This is a genomic window from Phenylobacterium sp. (assembly GCF_030697305.1).
In the GTDB taxonomy this organism is placed as follows: domain Bacteria; phylum Pseudomonadota; class Alphaproteobacteria; order Caulobacterales; family Caulobacteraceae; genus Phenylobacterium.
Genome location: NZ_JAUYQL010000110.1, coordinates 1 through 23,390, shown reverse-complemented (window position 1 = coordinate 23,390; position 23,390 = coordinate 1). Strand labels below are relative to the sequence as shown.

The window sequence follows — 23,390 nt, the reverse complement described above, 5'->3', positions numbered from 1 at the left end:
GCGCGCCCTTGAGCAGCAGGGTTCGCACACCGGCCGCCTCGAGCCGGGCCACAACCGGCGCTACGGCATGAAACACGCTCTGGGTCTCCACCCAGGCGCGTCGATAGACGCCCTTCAGGCGGCCCATCAACGGATCGTCGGAGCCGGCCGTGCGCAGGCGCTCATAGACCAGCGGTAGCAGGCGATAGGTGCCGCCATCCATGTGGTCGTCGATGTTCACCAGACGCCGCCAGGCGCGGAAACATTGTTCGACCTCGTCCTGCGGGCCGATCGCGGCGCGCACCATCAGCGCCTGGGTCCCCTTGGGCCAGGGCAGTCCGCCTTCGGCGAGTTCGGGCCCGCCGCGATGCATCAGGCGGCGCCGGCGTCGCGCGCCGCAGCGGCTTTGCGCGCCACGGAAGCGCGCAGGGCTTTCAGATAGTCGCCGTGCGACGGGCGTTCGCGGATCACCGTGTTGTCGCCATGGATGCGACGGCGCATCACCAGGGCGTCGATCTTGCCGATCCGGGCGCCGCTGTCCTGCAGGCGCGACGTCCAGTCGATCATCTCGCCCACCCGCAGACTGGGATCGAACAGGCCTATCTCGTCGAAGATCCGCCGCCGGATCAGCATCGCGCCGGCAAAGCGGGCGTGGGCGTGGCCCTGCGGCAGGTGCAGCTGGGCGCGCTTGGCCTCGTCGAGGTCCGGACTGAAAAAGTGTTCGCTGGCGCCATAGGCCGCGGCCAGCGACGGGTCAGCTTCCATCGCCTCCAGGCGGACCTGCAGGCTGTTCAGCGGCCATACATCGTCGGCGTCCAGGAAGGCGATGAGGTCGCCGCTCGCCGCGGCGATCCCGGTGTTGCGCGCACCGCCGATGCCCTGATTGGCCTGGGCGATCAGCTCGACCTGAGGTGCGAAGCCGCGCGCCACCTCGGCGCTCGCGTCGGTGGAGCCGTCGTCGACCACGAGCACCTGGGTCGGCGGCCGTGTCTGGTCGAGGACGCTGCGCAGCGCCTCGGCGAGGTAGGCGGCGTCGTTGAAGACCGGAATGACGGCGGTGACGGTGGTCATCGGGCCTGCCTCAATCGGCCGCCTTGCGGGTCGGCCAGCCCATGTCGTCCACGTCGTGGATGGGATCGAGGGTGATCAGGTCCTGCATGTCCTTGTGCACGGCGAGGGCGGGGGCCTGGTAGGGCTGCGGCGCGGCGATCTGAGGGCGCGCGGCGTCCTGGACGTCAGCGCGCACCAATTCGTTGGCCAGAAGCGTTTCTAGGAAGCCTTCGACGTCAGCGACGACGCCGGCTTGGCCGGGATAGGCGCCCAGCGCCCAGTCGATGATCGCCTGACGGCCGGCGCCGGCTTCGATCGCCTGCCAGATCGCACCGCCGACGCCGTCGGCGCTGTAATAGGCGCCCGAGCGGAGGTCGACGATGATCGCCTCGCCGTCGATGACTTCACCGACCACCGAAGGTCCACAAATGGCATATGCAACGTCGCTCAACGCTAAGCCCCTTCTCGATCCTGCACACCTGCACGCACGGCGGTCGACCGCGCACGCGCAAATCCCCTCAGCCTGCTGATCATAGCAGGCTCTTCGCGCAGCCCCCGCAAGAAGCATGCCGCGTAACAGCGTGGCGTCGGGGTGACGGGTCCATGCGCTAAGCGGGCGGGCGCTTGCCTCGAGCACGCGAAAGGCGGCGGCGCGCCAACTCGATGAGAGCCTGGTTGATCGCAGTCTGATCGTTGGTGACGTTGTCACCGTGGCGGCGGTAGGCCAGGGCGTCGACGTCACAGTCGATAACGCGTGCGCCGTGCTCCATCAGTCGGAAGCTGAAGTCGGCGTCCTCGCGCATGTGCATGTCCTCGGCGAACCCGCCCACGGCCAGCACGGCGTTGCGGCGATACAGGGCCGAGCCCACCAGTTCCCGCACATGCGACCCGTCGATCGCCGCGCAGGCGGCGACCGCCGCGGGCGCAGCGTCCGCTTCGATGAGCACCCGCACCCGCCCGAACGCAGCCGTCAGGTCCTCGTCGTCCAGCATAGCCCGCAACAGCGCCCTATGCCTGCCGGCGACCCAGAGATCGTCGTGATCGAGGAACGCAACGAAGGCGCCGCGAGCCTCAGCCAGTCCGACGTTGCGCGCCGCGGAGACCCCGCGCCCCCCAGCGCAAAGCACCCGCAGTCGGGGATCGTCGATCCCGCGCAGGGCGGCGATCGTGCTGTCGATGGAGCCATCGTCCACGGCCAACAACTCATCGCCCGGCGAAAGCTGGTCCAGCACTGAGACGGCGGCTTGGGCGACGAAGCGCGCGCCGTTGCGAACCGGTATGACGACGCTGGTCTCGGTGCTGGCGAGATCTTCAGACGCCAGCGGCATGATCGCTCCCGACGACGCACTGGGCGTACAGCGCCGCATAGCGCTCGACCGTGGTCTCGATCGTATAGCGCGCCAGCGCGCGGGCGTGGCCCGCCTCACCCATGCGTCGGGCCAGCGCAGGATCATCCGACAGAGTGTTGAAGTATTTAGAAAAATCTTCCACCGAGCCGCGCTGCGCCAGGAATCCGGTCTCGCCCGGGCGCACGATCTCCTGAAGGCCGCCGATGGCGGTGGCGACGACGGGCAGTTGGGCCAGCGCGCCTTCGACCGCGACCATGCCGAACAGCTCCTCATGCTGGGACGGAACCGCGAGCGCGCGCAGGGTGCTCATCAGCTGCTGGCGCTCGGCGTCGCTGACCTGACCGGCGAAGGTGACGCGCTGTGCGACGCCCAGCTCACAGGCCAGGGCCTCGAGGCGAGGGCGATCCGGGCCGTCGCCGATCACCAGCAGCCGCGCTTCGCCACCCATCAGCGCCAGGGCCTGGAGCAGCAGGGCGACGCCCTTTTCCTCTGCGAGGCGACCGAGATAGCCGAACACTGGCGGCTCGGACGCCGGGGCCGGCGGCAGCGTGAATTCGTCGGCTGGCACGCCGGGATAGATCACCTGGATGCGCTCGACCGGGAGGCCTGTGTGGTGCGCGGCGTTGAGCGCCGCCGCCTTGGAAACCGCAACCAGAGCCTGCGCGCGCGACACCAGATCGCCGGCCACGCCCTGCGAGCCATGCGCGGAGCGTTCCAGCGCGGCCTGGAAGGTGACCACGGTGGCGGCGGCATGGGCTTGCATCGTGCGCAGGTGGAAGAATGGGCCCGCGTCGGCGAGGTTGACGTGGACGATCTCAGGCCTGAACGCGCGCTTCAGCTCGGCTGTCTGGGCGGTGACTTCGCCGATCAACCTCAGGCGGGCGCGGACATCCATCGCGGTGGGGTCGAGGGCGGCGCGGAACGGCAGGCGGAAGACCTCAAGACCCAGGCGCGCGTCTAGCTCGGGATCACCCTCAAGGTCGCTGTCGGTCACCACGGCCACTTGGCAGCCCCGCGCGATCAGGCCGGCGGCCAGCCGTGCCGTGAAGATCTCAACCCCGCCGATGTGCGGCAGGAAGGCTGCGTTCCAGAACATAATGCGCATGGATTCAAGACTCGCCGCCTACGCGTGTCGGTAAGTAGGCCTCAGAACGCCGTTCGCTGCAAAGCGTGCGCCAGTCGCGTGGTTCAGCGGACCGCGGCCACCGGGCGCGAGACGCTGACCCGGACCAATCCGGGCGTCGCCATCGGCACTGCGGCGCGGAACAGCCGGGCGATCTCGTTTCGCACCGGCGCTTCGGCCAGATACTGCGCGCGCAGAGCGGCGGCGCGAGCCACCACGCTGGGCGGGGCGGCCTCTTCCGGCGTCAGGAACAGGCCCAGCCGCCGGCAAGCCTGGCCGAGGTCAGCGCGGGAGGTCAGCATCGACAGCGGGATGGCCAGAACCAGGCCGGCGGCCACTGGCCCGGTCCACGCCAGCAGCAAGGGGTCCAGGGTGAATGCGCCGGCGCTCCACCCCAGTCCGAGAAGCGTGTCGAACCAGTGCCTGCGCCAGGCGGCCCTGAATGGCAGTCGCCCGTCGTCGCGCTGCTGCGCGGCCCAACCGGAGTGACGACCGCGCAGGACGTCAGCCACCGCGCGGCTCTGGATCAGCATGAACACCGGCGCGGTCAGGGCCGAGAGCGCGATCTCGAGGAGCACGCCCGCGGCCAGCACAGGCCCACCGCCACAGGCGCGGCGCGTCAGGCGGTTGTGGGCGGTGAGCAGGGCGCCCATCAGCTTGGGCGCGAGCAGCAAGGCCATGGTCAGGGCGAACAGACCTGCGGCGAGCGGCGCCTGACCGGCGAGTTCCGGCGCCCCGCGCTGCTCCGCCCAGACCACGGCGCCGACACCCAGGAAGCCCAGCCACAGCGGCGCGGTCAAATAGGCCAGGACGCCGCGCACCAGGTGCAGTCGGCTGACCCAGTGCAGGCCGCGCGCGCCGAGCACGGCGGCGTGCTGCAAGTTGCCCTGGCACCAGCGCCGGTCGCGCACGGCCATGCCGATCAGGGACGGCGGCGTCTCTTCGTAGCTGCCTTCCAACTCGGGAGCCATGCGCACGGCCCAGCCGCCGCGCCGCAGCAGGGCGGCCTCGACGAAGTCGTGGCTCATGATGTGGCCGCTGAACGGGCCGGCGCCCTCGACATGCGGCAGGCCCGCGCACGCGGCGAAGGCGCGGGTGCGCACGATGGCGTTGTGGCCCCAGTAGTTGCCCTCCGCGCCCGACCACCAGGCCTGGCCCTTTGCGATCAGCGGTCCATAGAGGCGTCCGGCGAACTGCTGCAGGCGCGCGAACAGCGTCGTCGCCCCGACGATCGTCGGCAGGGTCTGGATCAGCCCAACCGTCGGGTCGCGCTCCATCGCCGCGGTCAGGCGCACGATGGTGTCGCCGCTCATCAGACTGTCGGCGTCGAGCACGATCATTGATTCATAGGCGCCGCCGTGACTGCGCACCCAGTCAGCGACGTTGCCGGCCTTGCGATCGATGTTGGCCGGGCGCCGGCGATAGAAGATCCGGTCCATGGCGTTCAGGCGGATGCGCAGCCGAAGCATGCCCGTGGCCTCGGCTTGGGCGATCTCCGGCTCGCGCGTGTCGGACAGGACGAACACGTCGTAGAGCTCGGCGACGCCCATCGCCTCCAGGTCCTCCCAGATCGCCTGCACGCCGGCCAGGATGCGTCCCGGATCCTCATTGTAGGTCGGCATCAGCAGCGCGGTGCGGGTGAAGATGATCGGCTGCGGGGTCCAGGGGCCGGCGGCGCGGGTCCGCCACATCAGGACGAACCCGGCGATCGCGCTGGCGAAGGCGAACGCCACCCAGGCGAACAGCGCTGCGAAGAGGACCAGCATCAAGAAGTCGGCCAGCGTGAAGCCGCCGGGCGAGATCAGCTGGGCCATCACCGCGCAGGCGGCGAGGGTCGCGACGCCTGTCGCGCCCAGCATCGCGGCGCGCCGCCAGGGCCGGCTATCGGGAAAGCTCAGAGCCGCGCCGCGCATGGGATCGGCGTCCAGCGGCTGGATCGGCATCGCCAGTGGTGCGCACGGCGGCAGGCTGCGGAGCGCGAGGTCGGGCTTGCGGCTGGGAGTTCGGATCACGCGGTCCATCGATTCAGCCACACCTCGGAACAAACCTTGCCAGACCTCAGGAGGGCGGCGCGAAGCTCTATGGCGCTGGCGCTGGCGGCGTCGAGCTCAAAGCTTAACCGCACGCCCCCGGTCTCGGGATTGGGATGCAGATTGACCTCCAGCGCGCGGCCCGCGGACGCGGTGACCTGCGGCTGCGCACCGTCGAGAGCGCGAGGCGCGGGCGATTGGAAGTCGATGACGAATCGGCGCCTGCCGCGCTCGGCGGCGCCGCTGCGCGTGGCCGCGACCGTCGCGAGGCCAGGCGCAATCGGTTCGGCCCCCCAGTGCAGGCGGTAGGAGAAGGTCGCAGGTCGGCCAGCGCGCAACGCCTGCGCCGGCGTCCAATAGGCGACGATGTTGTCTTCGTACTCGGTGGGGGAGGGAAGCTCGACAAGACCCACAGAGCCCGGGCCGAAGCCTTCTCGCGGCTCTACCCAAAGGCTGGGGCGCAGGTGATAGCGCGCCTCGAGGTCCAGGTAGGCGTCGTAGTGTCGCTCGCGCTGGATCAACCCAAAGCCGCGCGGGGCCGCGTCGCGAAAGGCGCTGGCGTTAACGCGGGGCGGATTGGCCAGCGGTCGCCACAACCACTCTCCGGCGCCGTCGGCCATGGCCAAGCCATCGGAGTCATGCACCTGCGGACGGAAGTCGTCGAAGCGCGCCCGGCCGTCGCCGCCGAACAGGAACATGCTGGTGAGCGGCGCGATCCCCGCATCGGCGATCGTGCGGCGGGGATAGAGGCTGGCGGTGGTGTCGAACACCGTCGCCTCGCCAGGGGTGATCACGAACCGGAACGCGCCCGCGCAGCTCGCGCCGTCCAGCAGCGCCAAGACCGTCAGGCTGCGGGAGCCGGGCCGCGGGCGCTCGATCCAAAAACTGCGGAAGTCGGGGAACTCCTCGTTGGCGCCCGCGCCGATGGCCAGGCCGCGCGCCGAGAGGCCATAGACCATGCCCCTGGCGACGGCGCGGAAGTAGCTGGCTCCCAGGAAGGCCGCGACCTCGTCGAAATAGTCGGTCCGATTGATCGGCGCATGGATGCGGAAGCCCGCGAACCCCAGGTCCGGCGAGAGGCCGTCGGGCGCGCCGCGCTGGAATCTGAATTGGACCGGGGAATAGGCGATCGGACGCGCCTGGCCGTCGACCACCTCGAAGAGGTCGACCCGCGCGCGTTGCGCGCCGCCACGGTGGAAGAACTGCAGCTGGAACGGCAGGTCCTCGTTGCGCCACAGCGCGTGGGCCGGATCGAAGCGGATGTCGCGATAGGCGTCGTAGTCGATGTCGTTCAGTCCGGCGGGAAGCTGCGTCGAAGCCGCCGCGTAGGGCCGCGCCGCGAGTGCGCGCGCCATAGCCTGGACGTGGGGTAGGCCGAATGCGTCCGCGGCGGCAGCAGACGTCGGCGCGAGAGTCGGAATCAGGGGGAGGGCGGCGATCACCTGGCGTCGGCTGGGCGCGGCTGGGCCGGCCCGGTCATGTGCTAGCTCAGGTGCGGTCACGCGTCGTCCGGGGCCTCGATGCCTTGATCGCGCCGAGCGATGTTAACCTTCTGCGGCGAAAGGATGGCGGGCGCTGGGATCAACGGCTTGCAGGCCCTTCGCCGGCGGATTTGCCGCGCGTGCGGGCGTCCGGCTCAGGACCGCGCCATATCCTTGTCCTTCAGCGCTACGGTCATCGGCGCTCCGTTGCGGTCCATGACCACAGCGCCGGCGCGGAGCGGTTGATTTTTGCAGCCGTATGGCCAGGGGATGTCGGTCAGGGCCACATAGTCGCCCGTGCAGATGCGCCGGGTCAGCAGATAGACCGCGGGATGGGCCGTCTGGTGCAGCCGCAGGGCGTTACGGACCATGTCGGGGTCGAGGCCAGCGCCGTCCTCGATCGCCGCGGCGCGGCGCAGCAGGTCACGCACCTGCACCGGCGCCCAGGGGTCCTCCACCAGGGCCAACGCGCGCGAGCGCAGCGAGCCGGCGCGCGCCGGACAGGGATTGCCATCCCAGATTACATAGTGGTCGGCCGGCGTGCGGTAGACCGCCTCATTCACTCTCGCTTCGGAGAGGATCTCTGCACCACGAAGCCGAGTCATATCAGGTCGACTCCTGCATCACGGTCCGGGCCGCAGGCTAGTCCAGGTAGGATGGATGCCCAGGCGCCACGAACAGACTGAAGATCACCACGCCTGCAATGGCCAGCACCACCAGAATAACGCCGGCGTCGATCATCAGTTCGGCCCGCTCCATGAACCAGGACAGCGGGTGATGATGCGGGGGTTTCGTCAAGGCGACCTCCTTGGGCAAAGCGATACGACATGCGCGGAGTCATCGGCGTCCTCGATGAATCACGTCGGTCTGCACGCCGCTTGAGCGGGCCTGGTGGATCATGAGCGCACCTGCACATAGGCGCCGGGCGCATCTTCGATGGGCGTAAGCGGGCCTTTGGAGGGATCGCGCGCCGGACGCATCGGTCCCGAGCGCTCGGCGAGCCAGGCGGCCCAGTGCGGCCACCACGATCCAGGATGCTCCGTGGCGCCGCGTCGCCAGGCCTCGACGGTGTCGGGAAGCTCGCTGTTCAGCCAGTGCTGATACTTGTTCGCCGCAGGGGGATTGATCACCCCTGCGATGTGGCCGGAACCGGCCATGGTGAAGGTCACGGGACCGCCGAACAGCCGCGCGCCTTTGTAGACGCTGGCGAACGGCGCGATGTGGTCGTCCTTCGAGGACTGCACATAGACGGGCGTCTTGACCTTCGACAGATCCAGGCGCGTGCCCGCGAGCACCAGCTCACCCTTGGCGAACTTGTTGTCCTTGTAGAATTCCCGCAGGTAGAACATGTGCAGCGCCTTCGGCATCCGCGTCTGGTCGGAATTCCAGAACAGCAGGTCGAAGGGCTTCGGCTCCTTGCCCATCAGGTAGTTGTTTACAAAGAACGACCAGATCAGGTCGTTTGCGCGCAGGATGTTGAAGGATTCCGCCATCGCCGAGCCGGGCAACACGCCGCCGGCGTCGTCCATCTTGCCGGCGATGTCCTTCAGCCACGCCTCGTCGGTGAACAGCAGCAGGTCGCCAGCTTCGCTGAAGTCCTGCTGGGCGGCGAAGAAGGTCGCTGAATTGATCAGTGCGGAGTCGCCGCGATCGGCGAGGAACGCCATGGCGCAGGCAAGCAGAGTGCCGCCGATGCAGTAGCCGACCACGTTTGCTGTCGGCGACTGGGTCTGGACCAGCACCTGGTGCAGCGCGGTCAGCGCGCCCTGGGCCAGGTAGTCCTCCATGGTCTTCTCGGCCAAGGCGGCGTCGGGATTGACCCACGAGGTGACGAACACGGTGAAACCCTGCGCCGACAGCCAGCGGATCAGCGAGTTCTCGGGGCGCAGGTCGATGATGTAGTACTTGTTGATCCACGGCGTGATCAGCAGCAGCGGCGTCTCGTGCACCTGCTCGGTGGACGGATCGAACTGCAATAGCTGCAGCAGATCGTTCTGGAAGACCACCTTGCCGGGGGCGGTGGCGACGTTCTCGCCCACCTTGAACTTGCCCATGTCGGTCTGGCTGATCGCCAGTTGCCCCCCCCCGCGGTGCAGGTCGGCGGCGAGGTTCTCCATGCCGCGCACCAGGCTCTCGCCATTGGTCTTGACCACCTCCTCCAGCGCAACCGGGTTTGAGGCCAGGAAGTTGGCGGGCGAGAAGGTGTCGGTGACCAGCTTGGTGAAGAACTCGACCCGACGCTTCTCGATCGGGTCGGAGACTTCGACCTCGGAGGCGAGCTTGTTCAGCCATTCGGCGGTGGAGACGTAGGACTGCCTCAGCAGGTCGAACATCGGCTGGTCCCAGGAGGGATCGGAGAAACGCTTGTCGCGGGGCGGATGCGCCGGCTCGCCGGTGGTCAAGCGGCTCCACGCGCCGCGCCACAGCTCCATGTTACGCGACACCAGGTCCGCCTGGGCCTGGAGGATGCGGTCGGGCCGCGAGGCCAGACGTAACATCACGTCGGTGAGAGTCGGGCCGACGCGCAACGGGTCCATGTTGGGGGGCGTCGCGCCCTGGGTCACCGCGGCTTCCATCAATGCGGCGTGCGCGATCATCGCCGCCCGGGTGAGGTTGGCGCTGAACGCTTCAAAGTCGGCGATGACCGGTGCGTTGGACACACCTTGCGGCGAGCCGACCTGTTGGCTCATGAAGCACCTCCCTGACGCAGCGCTATTGGCGCGCTTGTGATTGAGATGATTACAAGACCAAACCGTCAACGCTGTCAGCCGAATTATTTATTGGTCTCCGTTGAGCGTGTTCATCTAAACAACGAAATCGCATTCGTTGGACGACAAGAATGAACGCTCAACAATAGATTGAAGAGCCACGCTTGCCGCGTGGAGAACAGGCCGATGCACGGACGTGCCAGCTGGGCGCGGCGACTGCGCATTCGCGCTCACGGCGTAGTCAGCGCCGGAAAGCCGCAGCCGTCAACGACCCTGGTAACTTGCGACAGTTTTCGAGTGACGCCCTGGGTGCGGGCGCGACCCCGAATGCATCGGTCAGCCGCCGCCCGTCACCGCCTGGACGCGGGTCGCGCCCTAGGTCTTCAGGCGCATCTTGCCCATGAAGTCGCGCTTGCCGATCGGCACGCCCTTCATACGAAGGATGTCGTAGGCCGTGGTGGCGTGGAAATAGAAGTTCGGCAGCGACACCGAGAGCAGGAAGTTCTCGGCCACGAAAGGAAGCTCGAAGGCCACGGTCTTGAACTTGACCTCCCGACCTTCAAGCGCGTTCACCTCCTCGGCGCTGAGGCTCTGCAGCCCTGCCTGGGCGGCCGTGATCATCGCCTGCAGACCGGCGTAGTCGCCCACCGGGATCTGCGGCGGCGGCTGGAACAGACCCGCCTTGACCCCCTGGATGGCGCCCAGCGAGTGGTGAGCCACCGATTGCACCTGGAAATGGAACGGCAGCATGTCCGGGAACAGCCGGGTGCCGACGATCTCGTCGGGATCGATGTTGTTGTCGCTGCAATGGGCGAGGCCGCGGTCAAGGAAGCCCGCGACGGCGCCGAGCGCCTGAAGATAGTTGCCGACGCTGAGGTCGTAGAGTGCGATGGCCATGGTGTTGTCCCCCCTTTTTGGTTGTTCTGACCTAAACGCCAAAAGCGCGGACCGCCAAGGTATTTGCGGAGTCGGTGCGTTGGAGATTGGATCGCCAGGTCGACTGGACGCCTTGGCGGGGGAATGTGATGGCCTGGAAGAAGATCCTGATCGCCGGCGGATCGGGGTTGGTCGGCTCAAAGGCGGCGCTGCATTTTGGCGCGCAGGATGGCTGCGACGTCCTGGTGGCCTCCCGCCGCCCGCCACCTGTCGCTGGCGTCCGGCATCTGCGGCTCGATCTGACCGACCGCGTTGCGTGCGCCAAGGCGCTGACAGGCCACGGTGACATCACGCACATCGTCTATGCGGCGGTCTACGAGCAGGCCGGCCTGGTCGCCGGCTGGAGCGACGCCAAACAGATCGACGTGAACGACGCCATGTTCCGCAACTTGCTGGACCCGCTCGCGGGATCGGTCGCGCTTCGACACGTGACGCTGTTCCAGGGGACCAAGGCCTACGGCGTCCACATCCGGCCGTTCGCCAATCCGGCGCGCGAGGGCCGTTCGGAGTATCGCGAGCAGCCCAACTTCTATTGGCGCCAGGAAGACCATCTGCGCGAAACGCAAGTTGGAAAGCCCTGGAGCTGGACGATCCTGCGTCCCGTGCATGTGTTCGGCGACACCATCGGCGTCTCGCTGAACGCCATCCTCGGCGTCGGGCTCTATGCGGCGATCATGAAGCATCGGGGCGAGCCGTTGCACTATCCCGGCGGACCGCCCCGCCTGTCGGAGGCGGTCGATGCTGACCTGCTGGCTCGCTGCGTCGCCTGGGCCGGCGAGGCGGAGACTGCCCGCAACCAGGTGTTCAATGTGGCCAACGGCGATGTCTTCACCTGGGAAAACGTCTGGCCTTCGTTGGCGCGCGTGTTCGGAATGGAGCTGGGCGAGCATCGCCCGCTGAGCCTGGGCCAAGAGATGTCGCGCGAAAGCGCGGCATGGGATGAGGTCCGCGCCCGCCACGACCTGTTGTCGCCGTCGCTCGAAGCCTTCGCCGGCAAATCACTGCAGTTCGCCGACTACACCCTGCGCTACGGGATGGGTCCCCAGCCGCCGCAACTGGTGTCGACGGTGAAGTTGCGTCAGGCCGGCTTTCACGAGGTGATGGACACCGAAGCGATGTTCGCCAAATGGTTTGGTCGCCTGCAGGCTGACAGGCTGTTGCCGCCCGCGCTGGCCGACGCCGGTTAGCGGCGGCGCACCAGGCAGGGCTGACCGCCGGCGGTAAGGGTGGCGCAGAACGTGGCGGCCTCGCCCGGGCTGGCGAAGCCGGTGACGAAGGCTCGCACCAGCCGGCCGTTCTCGACCGGTTCGGTCTCCATCGCCTTGGCCCCCATCTCGGCTGGGAAGCGACGCGCGACGTCGCTCCAGACCAGTTGTGCGGCTTCCGCCGAGGGCAAGGCGCCGATCTGGGCGCGGAGACCAGACGTCACGGGGGCGGCAGGAACCGCGGGCGCGACGGGCGGCGTCTCGGTCGCCGGCGTCGCCGCCGATTCCGCGACGGGCGCGTCGGCGATCTCCTCAGGCTCGACCGGGGTCGCCTGAGCCATGGCTGGTTCGACGAAAGCAGGTTCGGCGGGCCTGAGGATCGGTGCGGCGCGAGTCGCCGGCGCTTCCGGGGTGCGCGAGGCCCAGACCGCGGCGCCGCCCAACAGCAGGACGGCCGCCGCCGCGACGCCCACGCCCATCGCCAGGCGCGCGCTGGATCGCGGGGGAACGCCCCGGGGCCGGGGCGCATCGGAATTCGCCGCCTGCGGGCGGATGATCGCCGCAGCGGCCGGCGAGGCTGCGCGACCGGGCTCGCGCTGACTGAACGCGCTGTCGACGCTGTCCCAGCGACCGATCCCGACGGGCTGGCCGTCGCCGGGGGCGACGATCTTCAGCAGATCTTCCTGGCTATCCTCAAGACGCAGCACCGTCAGCACGCCGCTGTCGTAGGCGCCGGTGTCGATGCCGATCCGCGAGCGGCCGCGCACGGGGCGCGGGTTGACCGAATGGCCGTGCACCACGGTTTCGGTCCATACGGGGGCTTCCTCGTCGTAGTAGCGGTACCAGAGCAGGTCGCCGTCCGACTGCTCCTCCAGCAGCCGGTCGGGGCGCAGGCCCGCGTGGACGAAGATGTAGTCGCCGAGCTTCGCGTACAGCTCTGTGTCCCGCATGAATTGCAGGTGGGTGCGGGGGATGACGTCGCGCACCGCGGCCTGCAGCGCCTCGCCGTCGCCAGGACCCGTGGGCTTGGGATAGTCGACGCCGTATGACGCCAGCGTCTCCAGTCCGCCGAATTCCAGCCAGCGCGCGCTGTGCTCCTCGCCGGACGCGAGCTTCAGCACGATGTCTTCGTGATTGCCGCGAAGGAAGATGCAGGTGCAAGGCCCTTGATCGCGCAAGGCGATCAGGTGGGCGATGACGCCAGCAGACTCCGGGCCGCGGTCGATGTAATCGCCCAGGAACACCACCACCGTCTCCACGCCCTTGAGCGCGGCGGCGCGAGCGTCGGTGTCCAGCTCCTGGGTGAAGCGGCGCAACAGGTCGAGGCGGCCGTGGATGTCGCCCACCGCATAGATCACCGTCTGCGGCGGCGTGGCGGGGGCGGGGGTGGCTTGCAACGGCGCGCTCATGCGCGGACCTCGCGCGCAGCGCAAGCCCAGGCCGCGCCGCATCGAGGGGCGCAAGGCAGGGTACGATGGAAGCTCGGCTGCAACATCCGGGGCCTGGCTGTCATCACGCGGCGACTCTCATACTAACGGAACGCGGTTTACGAACTTTCGACGCCGGCCTGGAAATTTCAGGGTCGAGACCCCCGCACGTCTTCCGACGGGTCATCCTGTAACTCGCCTCTGTGGCGAAGCCGGGGCGCGCCGGACGTTAGCGGACCGCGGACTTGGCGACGTTCTGGGCAAACCAGTCATAGGCGCTGGCCATGCCGCGGCGCAGGTCGATCGAGGGGGTCCAGCCGATCGTCTTCAGCCGATCGACGCTGAGCAGCTTGCGCGGCGTGCCGTCGGGTTTGGTCAGGTCGTGGACCAGCGCGCCCTTGAATCCAGCGACCTCGCAGATGAGCTGGGCCAGCTCGGTGATGGTCACGTCCTCGCCGCAGCCGACGTTGACGTGTTCGTGGTCCGAGTAGCGGGTCATCAGGGCGACCAGGGCGTCGGCGCAGTCATCCACGTGCAGGAATTCGCGGCGAGGTTGGCCCGTGCCCCAGACCACCAGTTCCTTGGCGCCTCCGGTGACCGCGTCGTGCGCCTTGCGGATGAGCGCGGCGGCGACGTGGCTGGACTGCGGATCGTAGTTGTCGCCAGGACCGTAGAGGTTGGTCGGCATGGCGCTGATGAAGTCGCAGCCATGCTGGCGGCGGTAGGCCTGGGTCAGTTTGACGCCGGCGATCTTGGCGATCGCATACCACTCGTTGGTCGGCTCCAGCGGCCCGGTCAGCAGGGCGCTCTCCTCGATCGGCTGCGGCGCGAGCTTGGGATAGATGCAGCTCGAGCCCAGGATCAGCAGTTTGCCGACGCCGGTGCGATAGGCGGCCTCGGCCACATTCGCCTGCATCATCAGGTTATCGTACAGGAAATCGGCGGGGCGGGTGTCGTTGGCGAGGATGCCGCCGACGGTGCCCGCGGCCATGAAGATGGCGTCCGGGCGATGCTCGGCGATCCAGGCCTCGACCTCGGCCTGGCGTTTCAGGTCGAGCACGGCGTGGCCTGCGGTCAGCACCACGCAGTCTTCGCGCGCCAGCCGGCGCACCAGGGCCGCGCCGACCATGCCGGTGTGGCCGGTGACCCAGACGCGTTTGCCGTCCAGAGGAAAGGAGGCCGGCGGGAAGGGGGATTCAGTCGACATTGCGCTTCTGCTCATGGGCCACATTCGCCAGATCCGCCCGAACCATCTCGGCGCACAGCTCGCGCCAGCCGATCTTGCAGGACCAGCCTAGCTTCTCCCTCGCCTTGGTCGGGTCGCCCAACAAAAGGTCGACCTCGGTGGGGCGGTAATAGCGTGGGTCGACCTCGACCAGGACGCGGCCGGTCTTCGCGCAAACCCCTTTTTCGTCAGCGCCATCGCCGCTCCAGTTGAGCTGGATATCGACTTCCTGGAACGCCGCCTCGACGAAGTCGCGCACCATGGTGGTCTCGCCGGTGGCCAGCACATAGTCGTCTGGCGCATCCTGCTGCAGCATGCGCCACATGCCCTCGACGTATTCTCTCGCGTGCCCCCAGTCGCGCTTGGCGTGCAGGTTGCCGAGGTAGAGCCGGTCCTGCAGGCCGAGTTTGATGGCCGCGGCGGCGCGGCTGATCTTGCGGGTGACGAAGGTCTCGCCGCGCAGCGGGCTCTCGTGGTTGAACAGGATGCCATTCGAGGCATGCATGCCGTAGGCCTCACGGTAGTTCACCGTGATCCAGTAGGCATAGAGCTTGGCGACCCCGTAGGGACTGCGCGGATAGAAGGGGGTGGTCTCGCTCTGCGGCACCTCCTGCACCTTGCCGTACAGTTCCGAAGTCGAGGCCTGATAGAAGCGCGTGCGCTGGCCCAAGCCCAGGATGCGGATCGCCTCCAGCAACCGCAGCGTGCCCACCGCATCGGCGTTGGCGGTGTACTCCGGGGTTTCGAAGCTGACTTGCACGTGGCTCTGGGCGGCGAGGTTGTAGATCTCGTCGGGCTGCACCTGCTGGACGATGCGGATCAGGTTGGTGCTGTCGGTGAGGTCGCCGAAGTGCAGGATGTAGCGCGGGTCCGCCTCGTGCGGGTCCTGGTACAGATGCTCGATCCGGCCGGTGTTGAACGACGAGGAGCGGCGCTTCAGCCCGTGAACCGTGTAGCCCTTGGCGAGCAACAGCTCCGACAGATAGGCCCCGTCCTGGCCCGTCACGCCCGTGATCAGCGCGGTCTTTCCACGTCCTGAAGAATCCATGCGACCTCGATTATGCGACTGCGACTGCGACCGCGTCAGGGAAGGGGCGATCCGGCGGCGGCGATCACTGCAGACCAACAGCTTCGCCGTCCAGCCGTTTTGCAGTCTAAGTTGGCCATGAAGTGGCCGAATCAAGTCGAATAACGGTGTGAACAGATCAACGCGGCGGTCTAGCCGAGCGCTGGTTACGTTTCGTAAACTACGTTGCGACGCAAAATCGGCCTCTGGTGCTGATCATTTGCGGCCGTTTCGCTGCAAAATGCAGCATCTCCCGAAATGGTGAGAACATTTTGGAACCTAGAGTGGTGGTGTCGGTTGTCTGGCCGAACGGTTCGAGCTAGGGTCGGTCTTAGTGTTTTAAGGGAGCCGGACATGTCGAAGTCATTGGCGATCGCTGCAGTCATCGGAGCGTTCGCGCTCGCGGGCAGCGCAGAGGCTGCGTCCAAGAACTCGCCGCTGTCGTCGTTCTCGAGTTTCGGCAGCTCGTCGAAGTCGAATTCGTCGCCATCTTCCTCCTCCTCCGCATCCTCTTCGGCGTCGCGCCTGAACGCGCCGGCGTCGCTTTCGCTGGCCAGCTTCGGCTCCAGCTTCGGCGGCGGTTCGATCTTCAATCCTCCCAGGCCGCTGCCCGTTCCCCCGCCGGCGGCTACCCAGATCCTCGCCCAGTTCACGCGCATCTGCGACGGCTTCGGATCTTTCCTCCGCACTGCCTGCCTGCGCACGTTTGCACTCATTGGCGTTCCGGTCAGCTTCTGACGGGCTGCCTGGCGCCGCGCTTCGGTGACGCTTGAGTTTCCACGCCTCGCCTGACGAGGCAGCGGCGCGCGACCATTTCCAGATCGCGGCGATCGTCCTCTTGGCGGTCGCAATGATCCTCGGCGGGTCGTCCACCGATCCCCTTTCGGCCGGCATTGTGCGCTTCATCGCGAGCCCGGTGCTGGCGTTTTCCCTTTGGCGGCTTTCGCGCCGGCCGCTGGGGGCCGTCCCGCTCAGCGGATTGCTGCTGCTGGCGCTTGGCGCTGGCCTGACGCTCCTCCAACTCATTCCCTTGCCGCCCGAGGTGTGGAGCGCGCTGCCGCAGCGCGCCATCGTCGTAGAAGGCTATCGCGCGGCCGGAATGGCCTTGCCCTGGGCGCCGCTCAGCCTGACGCCGGATCGCACGCTGAATGCGGGACTGGCGTTGTTACCGCCGGCGGCGATGTTCTGCGCCGCGCTTTCGCTGAGCGCCGCCGCGCGCCGCCGTCTGGCGATCGCCGCCATGATCCTGGCGGCCGCCTCCATCGCCCTCGGCATGGCGCAACTCGCGGGCGGCGCTTCCAGCCCGCTGCGTTTCCAGCAGCCCGCCAATCTGGACGCGGCGGTAGGGTTTTTCGCCAACCGCAACCATCAAGCCGTTCTGCTCGTGGCCGCCATTCCTCTGGCGGCCCTGCTGGCCTCGCAGGGCCGCGGGGCGGCGCGCGGCTCGAACCTGTTCTGGATGCTCGCCGCAGTAGGGGTGGTGCTCATCCTGGTGGTGGGCCTCAGCGTCAGCAAATCGCGGGCCGGCGTGATCCTGCTGGCGCCTGCGGCGATCGGCGCCCTGCTGGTGGCCTGGCCGCGCGCGCGACGGATGACGCAGGACGGGACGCCGCACGGTCTGCCGGCGCTGGGTATGCTGGCCGCCATCGCCGGCGGGGTGGCGCTGGTGGTGCTCTTCAATCTCACGCCGCTGGCCGATCGTTTCGACGCCAGGGTGGACAAGGACACCCGTTGGGAGGTCGCGCCGACCGTGGCGCAACTGGGGGCGGACTACGGGCCGCTGGGCTCCGGACTCGGATCCTTTCGGGCGGTGTACGAAGTGCATGAGGCGCCGGAGCGAGTGACGCCGACCTACATCAATCACGCCCATGACGACTTCCTGGAGATCTGGCTGGAGGCCGGCTGGCCCGGCGTGGCGCTGATCGCGGCGTTCCTCGTCTGGTGGATTAGCGCGACGCTCGCGGCGCTGCGCGGCGGACGCGGGCAGGGGATCAGCATGGCGCTGGCCGGATCGACGGTGATCGGGTTGCTGCTCGCGCACTCCGTGGCTGACTACCCCTTGCGGACGCCGGCGCTGGCGACGCTGTTCGCCCTCGCGTGCGCGATGGTCGCCGGAGCCGTTCCGCCTCGCCTGCGCGAGACCTGACGCCGAAGTCTTGCCGAGGCGCGCGGATCGGCGTTCCTGCGCATCGCGCCCGACGCGAGCCAGAGGAAGAACGATGACCGCCGCCGCACCCGACGCGCCGACGAACGGACTGTCAGGACTGCACTTCCTGCTGGCGCTGGCCGTGGTGGCGGTGTGGGGCACCAACTTCGTGGTGATCCATGTGGGCCTGGAACACCTGCCGCCGCTGATGTTCGCCGCCTTGCGCTTCATCCTGGCGACGCTGCCGTGGATCTTCATCCTCAAGCGACCGCCTGCGCCGTGGCGTGATCTGGCGAGCTATGGCGTGCTGGTGGGCTTTGGTCAGTTCGGCCTGATGTACGTCGCCATGCGGTCCGACATTTCGCCCGGATTGGCCTCGCTGGTGATCCAGACCCAGGTGTTCCTGACCGTGGGCCTGGCGGCGGTTCTGGCGCGCGAGAAGGTGAGGGGCTTCCAGTTCGCCGCCTTGGCCTTCGCCCTGGCGGGCCTGGTGCTGATCGCCATGTTCGGTGGGCAGTCGGCGACGCCCAAGGGGCTGGTGCTGGTGCTCCTGGCCGCGCTGAGCTGGGCTGCGTCCAACATCGTCGTGAAGCGGGCCGGCCAGGTGAACATGCTGGCCTATGTGGTCTGGGGAAGCCTGTTTTCCGCGCCGCCGCTGATCGCGTGCTCGTTTGCGCTCGAGGGATGGCCGGCGATCGCGGCCGGGTTCCGAGACGCCGACCTGGTGACCTGGCTGGCGGTGATCTGGCAGGCGGTCGGCAACACCCTGTTCGGCTACGCAGCCTGGGGCTGGCTCCTCGGCCGTTATCCGGCGGCCAGCGTCACGCCGATGGCGCTCCTGGTGCCGGTGTTCGGGATGGGGAGCTCGGCGCTGCTGCTCGGCGAGCCGCTGCAGAGCTGGAAGCTGATCGCCGCGGCGCTGGTCGTGGCAGGTCTGGCGATCAACATGCTGTGGCCCTTGTGGACGGCGAGACGGGCGCGCGCCCGCCTCGCCTGAATGGTCCTTCGCTAGGGGAACATGTCCGGCTGGGCGCGCGCGATCTCCTGGGGTCGGGGCGCTGAGCCGACTACAGGCGCCGTCTTCGGGGTTGTCAACGCCGGGGCGGACAGCGCACGGCGGTCTCGGTCTGGCCCAGCGAGCGCAGGCGCGCGCCGTCGAGGCGCAGTGTCTGCAAGGTCTCGGCGCAGGCGATGCGTGTGCGCCCCGCACGCGACAAGGTGGTGCTCTTGCGTGTGGAGACGCTAGCCCCTCGGCCATCGGGCCCGATCGACACGCGGGTGATCGAGCTGCGTTCGAGGCTCTGAGTGCGAGCCAGGAACGCCGTCGACTGTTTGCGCGCCTGCGCCAGATCGCTGGAGCCGTAGCGGATGATGCCGCCGGCCGGCGTGCGAGCCTGCTCGACGAAGACGGCGTCTTTGCTGAAGCCTGCAAAATAGCCGGTCAGGTCGCGCCGGTTCCAGGCGGCTTCCTGGCCCGCGACGAATGCTCTTACGGCGGCCTCGGTGATCGGCTGGGCGGCCGCCTCGACAGGCGCGAGACCGATCAGCGCGGCGGCCATGCTTGAGATCAGGCGGGACGTCATCGCTGCGGACTATCGCCCTAGGCGGCGCGCGCGGCGAGCTCCCAGATCTCGAAGCTCTGCTCGATGAGCTGGGCGGAGCCAAATATGGTCATGAAAGCGATATCGGCGGCGTCGAGGCCGGTCGCCACCCTGACCAGACCGTCGATCGGCGCAAGGCCGGTGGGGTCGATCAGCCGCCATTGGCCGCCAAGATAGACTTCGGCCACCGCGTGCAGGTCCGGCGGCTCCAGGCGCCAGGCATAGGCGCTTACCGCGCGCGCCGGGATGTCGGCGGCGCGGCACAGCGAAATGGCCAAGTGGGTGAAGTCGCGGCAGACGCCGGCCCGGTCGACGAAGGTGTCGAGAGCAGTAGTCGACGCGTCGCTGACCCCGCCCACGTAATCGACCTCGTGGGCGATCCAGTCGAGGATCGCGGCGACTTTGTCGCCGCCTGACAGCGCGCCGAACTGGCGATCGACGAAGCGGGTGAAGCGGTCCGAGGGGCAATAGCGGCTGGAGCGGAGATAGGGGAGCGCCTCGCTGGGCAGTTCGCGGATCGCTGCGGCGCGCTCGCCAGCCAGGGCGGCGTTGCGCGGCAGCACCTCCACCTCGGCCGAATATGTGATGTCGGCGCGGCCATTGGCGACGAACACGGCGCGGCGTTCGCCGTTGCCGTCGTCGTCCAGCCGGGCCATCTGCGCCTGCGGGGGCAGGATCAAAGTCTCGGCGTGCACGATCTGGTCGTCGCTGCGGGCGGCCTCCAGCAGCAGCAGCACCTCGCAGGGTGTCGCGAACGCATAGGCCAGTCTCGCTTCGATGTTGAACCGCATCCGTCCTCCAGGCCGGCGCAACGCCGCATAAAGGCATGGGTTGCCGTGGTGACCGCGTCAGAATGCGGGAATCGTCACAACGGCTGGAACCACGCCCTCTCGGGACGACTCCATCACTCGAACGTCCGCCTCGCGACCTTAGGAGCACCAGATGACAGATCCATACGACCCATCCCCGAATCCGCCCGTCAAGGAGTCCGTCGCCGCTTCCCGGATCGGCGAAGCCGCCGAAGAGGTGAAACAACAGGCTAAGGTCGTCGTCGACCAGGCCGTCTCCAAAGCAAAGGAGGTCTATGACAAGGGGCGTGACATCGCCGGGCAACGCGCCACGCAGGCGCGCAGCGCCATCGAGGAACGGCCCTACGCTTCGGTGGGTCTGGTGTTCCTGGCCGGTCTGGTGGTGGGACACCTGTTGAGCGCGCGGAGCCCAAAAGTCATCTACCTGCGCGACCGCGGCGGCCCACTGCCGAGGTAACGCGCACGTAAAGTCGAGTCGTCATCCGCCGCGTCCCTGGCCGGGACGCGGCGTGAACCATTGCGCGTGTGCGTCGTTCAACCGGGCTTCCCCGACCGACGCGAGCACCCATGACCACAATCGCCAGCGATCCCGTCACCCCTCTGTTCGAAATGACCGGCAAGGCGCTGTCCGGCGACCCGGTGATGCTGCGCGGCCTGGCCGCGGTGCTGGGCGCGTTTTCGATCCGGGTGCTGGTGGCGCTGGCGATCCTGGCCGTCACGCTGTGGGCGGCGAACCGGCTCGCGTCCCTGGTCGAGCGCAGCGTCACGCGGGTGCACCGCAGTCAGCCGGCGGACCAGACGCTCAGCCGGTTCATCTCAGGCCTCGTCAAATACGTGGTCATTGCGATCGGGCTAGTGGCGGTGCTTCAGCAGCTTGGCGTGCAGGCGACGTCGGTGCTGGCGGTGCTGGGGGCCGCGTCCCTGGCGATCGGTCTGGCGCTGCAGGGCACGCTTGGCAACGTCGCGGCGGGCGTGATGATCCTGCTCCTGCGGCCCTACCGCCTGGGCGAACGGGTGGAGCTCAACGGCCGCAAGGGCGTGGTGCAGGGCATGGACCTCTTCAACACCCGACTGCTGGACTACGACGGCCTCACCCTCTACGTGCCGAACGGCAAGGTGTTCGGCGACATGATCGTCAACGTTTCGCGCGCGGGCCGCCGGCGTGTGGAGCTGACTTTCGGGGTGGACTACGCTGACGATCTGGATCTTGCGCTGGGGTTGCTGAATGAACTGGCCCAAGCCGACACTCGCGTCCTCGCCGATCCGGCGCCGCTGGCGCGCGTCTCGGCGCTGGCCGACAGCTCGGTCACGGTGATGCTGAGGTGTTGGACCTCGCCGGACGATTGGGCCGAGGTCCGCTTCGCGCTGATCAAGGCGGTCAAGGAGTCGTTCGAAGCGCGCGGACTGAGCTTCCCGTACCCGCATCAGGTCAGCATCGAACGCGCGCCGGCCGTCGTCGCTGTGCGAGGCTAGTGCGGCATGTGCTGGTCCTGTTCACAACCTTCGCGTCGCCTCCTGCTAGCTGGGCTGGTCTCCACTCTCATGGTCGGGTGCAGCGACAACGCTCAAACCGGCCGCCGGCAACTAGCCTTCGTACCCGACGATCAATTGGCGAAGCTCGCTGATCAAGCTTGGGCGGAGCTAACCGCGAGCACGGCCGTGTCCAATGACTCGGCGCTTCATGACCGACTGGCCAGAATCGCCGGCCCGATCACCCTGGCCGCGAACCGCGGCGACCTGCGGTGGGAGTTTGTCGTATTCGACTCTGCGGAGTTGAACGCCTTCGTGCTGCCAAACGGCAAGGTCGCTGTCTTTCGGGGCATGATGGAGTTCGCGCGAAATGACGACGAACTGGCGGCCGTCGTCGGGCACGAGGTCGCCCACATTTTGGCGCGACACCCCGCCGAGAGGGTGAGCCAGCAGCTAGCCACTCAAGCGGGCGTCTCCCTGGCTCAACTTGTCCTGGGCGGTGAGAACGGCGAGAACGCTGAACTCGTCGCTGGCGTGCTGGGCCTCGGCGCCACCTATGGCGTTCTGCTGCCGTACTCACGAACGCACGAACTCGAGGCGGACCGTCTGGGCGTGGAGCTCATGAAGAAGGCCGGGATGGAGCCCTTCGGGGCGGTGCGCTTCTGGGAGCGGATGATAGCGCGTCAGGATCGGCAGGGCGCTCCGCCCGAGGCGCTTTCCACCCACCCCGCAGACGAGCGGCGATTAGCCGAGCTCAAGACTGCCGTTGGTGCATGACCTGATTTCATCGCGTCCGACGACCGTACAGACAGCTTGGCGCTATATGGAGCGGCGCTGGAGATTTTCGGGCTTCAGGATCGTCATCGACCAGGCCGCGCGCAAGAAAACAACCGAGCTGCAAACTCCCACCTGCCCATCCGACGACGGAAGCGAAACAGCAGGGTTTCGAGTCCCAGGCTTCAGGCCAACGGTTCCTTTCCAGCCACGCCACGATCTAAAACACTTGCAGTATCCACCAAGCCTGATCTCTCGACCTGGTCTGCCCCTGCGGGGCCAGGCCAATGAGGCGTGGGAAGTTGCGACCGTCACCGCCTGATGGTCGAGCGGGGAGGGAATCCTGCGACGCGCTGAGTTAAGGTGTCAGTTCCGCGGCCGGCCCATAGTCCTCCTGCTAGTCGGCTCCTCAGATCGGTGACGATTTAAGCTGACAGCGCGAAGAGGACGGGCTTACTAATTCGAGCGCGACCGCCGCGTTGGGCTGAATGGCTCATCTGTGAATGAAGGCAAGTTCGCACCAAAAGCGAATGCCGTTGATCTAATCCGGGGGGAATTCATGAGGCGCTCTCTTTTTTGCCAATCGTCAGCAGCGACCGTGTTGTCCGTGGCGTTCGCCATGGGTGCGTCACAAGTGCGCGCTCAGGGCGCCGACGGCGAGGTGAGCGAGGTGGTGGTCACCGGCTCGTTCATCGCCGGTACGCCTGAGGATGCCGCCCTGCCAGTCGACGTGATCGGCGCCGACGAGCTGCAGCGCCAGGGCAACCCGAGCACGGTCGAAATGCTGAAGAACCTGCCGGGCGTCGGCGGCGTCCTCGGCGACCAGAATCAGTCCAACGCCATCCTCGGCAACGTGACCGGCGCGGCCGCGGTGAACCTCCGCAACCTGGGTCCGCAGCGCACGCTCGTGCTGCTGAACGGCAAGCGGCTGGCGTCCTTCCCGCGGAAGGACACCGGCTACGTCGACGCCAACTCGCTGCCGCAGGCGGCGATCGGGCGGATCGAGGTGCT

The 23,390-nt window shown here is 67.8% G+C and carries 24 protein-coding genes; 7 read left to right on the top strand and 17 right to left on the bottom strand.

The genetic code is table 11. The features are described from left to right. The 11 genes from Q8R27_RS11435 to Q8R27_RS11385 form a co-directional block, all read right to left on the bottom strand. On the bottom strand, positions 1–352 hold a 352-nt coding region (locus Q8R27_RS11435; protein WP_305699143.1), incomplete at its 3' end, for a hypothetical protein. Further along, the gene (locus tag Q8R27_RS11430) at positions 352–1,050 is read right to left on the bottom strand and encodes a glycosyltransferase family A protein (RefSeq protein WP_305699142.1); all 699 of its coding nucleotides are present in this window, start codon (positions 1,048–1,050) and stop codon (positions 352–354) included. The genes Q8R27_RS11430 and Q8R27_RS11435, both read right to left, overlap by 1 nt. A 10-nt stretch (positions 1,051–1,060) precedes the next feature. Beyond that, positions 1,061–1,480: a PqqD family protein gene (locus tag Q8R27_RS11425; RefSeq protein WP_305699141.1), complete on the bottom strand. Its 420-nt coding sequence runs from the start codon at positions 1,478–1,480 to the stop codon at positions 1,061–1,063. Positions 1,481–1,637: 157 nt separating this feature from the next. Next, on the bottom strand, positions 1,638–2,357 hold the full coding sequence (locus tag Q8R27_RS11420) for a glycosyltransferase family A protein (RefSeq protein ID WP_305699140.1): 720 nt from the start codon (positions 2,355–2,357) through the stop codon (positions 1,638–1,640). Continuing rightward, on the bottom strand, positions 2,341–3,483 hold the full coding sequence (locus tag Q8R27_RS11415) for a glycosyltransferase family 4 protein (protein WP_305699139.1): 1,143 nt from the start codon (positions 3,481–3,483) through the stop codon (positions 2,341–2,343). Before Q8R27_RS11415 ends, Q8R27_RS11420 begins: the two co-directional genes overlap by 17 nt. Before the next feature lie 83 nt (positions 3,484–3,566). After that, positions 3,567–5,522 carry a glucans biosynthesis glucosyltransferase MdoH gene (gene mdoH / locus Q8R27_RS11410; protein ID WP_305699138.1) on the bottom strand — a complete coding sequence of 652 codons (1,956 nt, stop codon included), beginning with the start codon at positions 5,520–5,522 and terminating at the stop codon, positions 3,567–3,569. After that, positions 5,510–6,886, bottom strand: coding sequence for a glucan biosynthesis protein (locus tag Q8R27_RS11405; protein WP_305699137.1), 1,377 nt, complete (start codon positions 6,884–6,886; stop codon positions 5,510–5,512). The genes mdoH and Q8R27_RS11405 overlap by 13 nt, the downstream gene beginning before the upstream one ends. Positions 6,887–7,167: 281 nt before the next feature. Continuing rightward, complete coding sequence (locus Q8R27_RS11400) at positions 7,168–7,617, bottom strand: hypothetical protein (protein ID WP_305699136.1); 450 nt, start codon at positions 7,615–7,617, stop codon at positions 7,168–7,170. 37 nt (positions 7,618–7,654) lie between these two features. Next, the gene (locus Q8R27_RS11395) at positions 7,655–7,810 is read right to left on the bottom strand and encodes a hypothetical protein (protein WP_305699135.1); all 156 of its coding nucleotides are present in this window, start codon (positions 7,808–7,810) and stop codon (positions 7,655–7,657) included. 98 nt (positions 7,811–7,908) lie between these two features. Then, positions 7,909–9,702 carry a class I poly(R)-hydroxyalkanoic acid synthase gene (gene phaC / locus Q8R27_RS11390; protein ID WP_371134689.1) on the bottom strand — a complete coding sequence of 598 codons (1,794 nt, stop codon included), beginning with the start codon at positions 9,700–9,702 and terminating at the stop codon, positions 7,909–7,911. A 393-nt stretch (positions 9,703–10,095) separates the two neighbouring features. Further along, positions 10,096–10,617 carry a DUF1993 family protein gene (locus tag Q8R27_RS11385; protein ID WP_305699134.1) on the bottom strand — a complete coding sequence of 174 codons (522 nt, stop codon included), beginning with the start codon at positions 10,615–10,617 and terminating at the stop codon, positions 10,096–10,098. Positions 10,618–10,691: 74 nt separating this feature from the next. Here Q8R27_RS11385 and Q8R27_RS11380 point away from each other — a divergent pair, with 74 nt between their 5' ends. Further along, the gene (locus tag Q8R27_RS11380) at positions 10,692–11,843 is read left to right on the top strand and encodes an NAD-dependent epimerase/dehydratase family protein (protein ID WP_305699133.1); all 1,152 of its coding nucleotides are present in this window, start codon (positions 10,692–10,694) and stop codon (positions 11,841–11,843) included. On the opposite strand, the gene Q8R27_RS11375 is transcribed toward Q8R27_RS11380, so the two are convergent. The 4 genes from Q8R27_RS11375 to Q8R27_RS11360 form a co-directional block, all read right to left on the bottom strand. Further along, entirely contained in the window at positions 11,840–13,270 is a 1,431-nt protein-coding gene (locus tag Q8R27_RS11375; protein ID WP_305699132.1) for a metallophosphoesterase, read from the bottom strand. The genes Q8R27_RS11380 and Q8R27_RS11375 overlap by 4 nt on opposite strands. Before the next feature lie 247 nt (positions 13,271–13,517). Beyond that, the gene (locus Q8R27_RS11370; RefSeq protein WP_305699131.1) at positions 13,518–14,495 is read right to left on the bottom strand and encodes a GDP-L-fucose synthase; all 978 of its coding nucleotides are present in this window, start codon (positions 14,493–14,495) and stop codon (positions 13,518–13,520) included. Beyond that, positions 14,485–15,561, bottom strand: a complete 1,077-nt coding sequence (gene gmd / locus Q8R27_RS11365; protein WP_305699130.1) for a GDP-mannose 4,6-dehydratase — start codon at positions 15,559–15,561, stop codon at positions 14,485–14,487. The genes Q8R27_RS11370 and gmd overlap by 11 nt, the downstream gene beginning before the upstream one ends. 185 nt (positions 15,562–15,746) lie before the next feature. Continuing rightward, the gene (locus tag Q8R27_RS11360) at positions 15,747–16,295 is read right to left on the bottom strand and encodes a hypothetical protein (RefSeq protein WP_305699129.1); all 549 of its coding nucleotides are present in this window, start codon (positions 16,293–16,295) and stop codon (positions 15,747–15,749) included. A gap of 53 nt (positions 16,296–16,348) precedes the next feature. Between Q8R27_RS11360 and Q8R27_RS11355 the strand changes: the two genes are divergently transcribed. Next, positions 16,349–17,725, top strand: coding sequence for an O-antigen ligase (locus Q8R27_RS11355; protein ID WP_305699128.1), 1,377 nt, complete (start codon positions 16,349–16,351; stop codon positions 17,723–17,725). Between the two features lie 73 nt (positions 17,726–17,798). Beyond that, a complete protein-coding gene (locus Q8R27_RS11350; protein WP_305699127.1) occupies positions 17,799–18,722 on the top strand; it encodes an EamA family transporter in 924 nt (307 codons plus the stop codon). Between the two features lie 94 nt (positions 18,723–18,816). Here the strand turns inward: Q8R27_RS11350 and Q8R27_RS11345 are convergent, their stop codons facing one another. Beyond that, entirely contained in the window at positions 18,817–19,284 is a 468-nt protein-coding gene (locus Q8R27_RS11345) for a DUF4440 domain-containing protein (RefSeq protein WP_305699126.1), read from the bottom strand. A 41-nt stretch (positions 19,285–19,325) separates the two neighbouring features. Further along, positions 19,326–20,117, bottom strand: coding sequence for a transglutaminase family protein (locus Q8R27_RS11340; RefSeq protein ID WP_305699125.1), 792 nt, complete (start codon positions 20,115–20,117; stop codon positions 19,326–19,328). A 151-nt stretch (positions 20,118–20,268) separates the two neighbouring features. Between Q8R27_RS11340 and Q8R27_RS11335 the strand changes: the two genes are divergently transcribed. The 4 genes from Q8R27_RS11335 to Q8R27_RS11320 form a co-directional block, all read left to right on the top strand. Continuing rightward, complete coding sequence (locus Q8R27_RS11335; RefSeq protein WP_305699124.1) at positions 20,269–20,592, top strand: YqjD family protein; 324 nt, start codon at positions 20,269–20,271, stop codon at positions 20,590–20,592. Positions 20,593–20,702: 110 nt separating this feature from the next. Continuing rightward, positions 20,703–21,608, top strand: a complete 906-nt coding sequence (locus Q8R27_RS11330) for a mechanosensitive ion channel family protein (RefSeq protein WP_305699123.1) — start codon at positions 20,703–20,705, stop codon at positions 21,606–21,608. Positions 21,609–21,794: 186 nt separating this feature from the next. After that, positions 21,795–22,382, top strand: a complete 588-nt coding sequence (locus Q8R27_RS11325) for a M48 family metallopeptidase (protein WP_305699122.1) — start codon at positions 21,795–21,797, stop codon at positions 22,380–22,382. 616 nt (positions 22,383–22,998) lie between these two features. After that, a partial coding sequence (locus Q8R27_RS11320; RefSeq protein WP_305699121.1) for a TonB-dependent receptor plug domain-containing protein occupies positions 22,999–23,390 on the top strand: 392 nt, incomplete at its 3' end.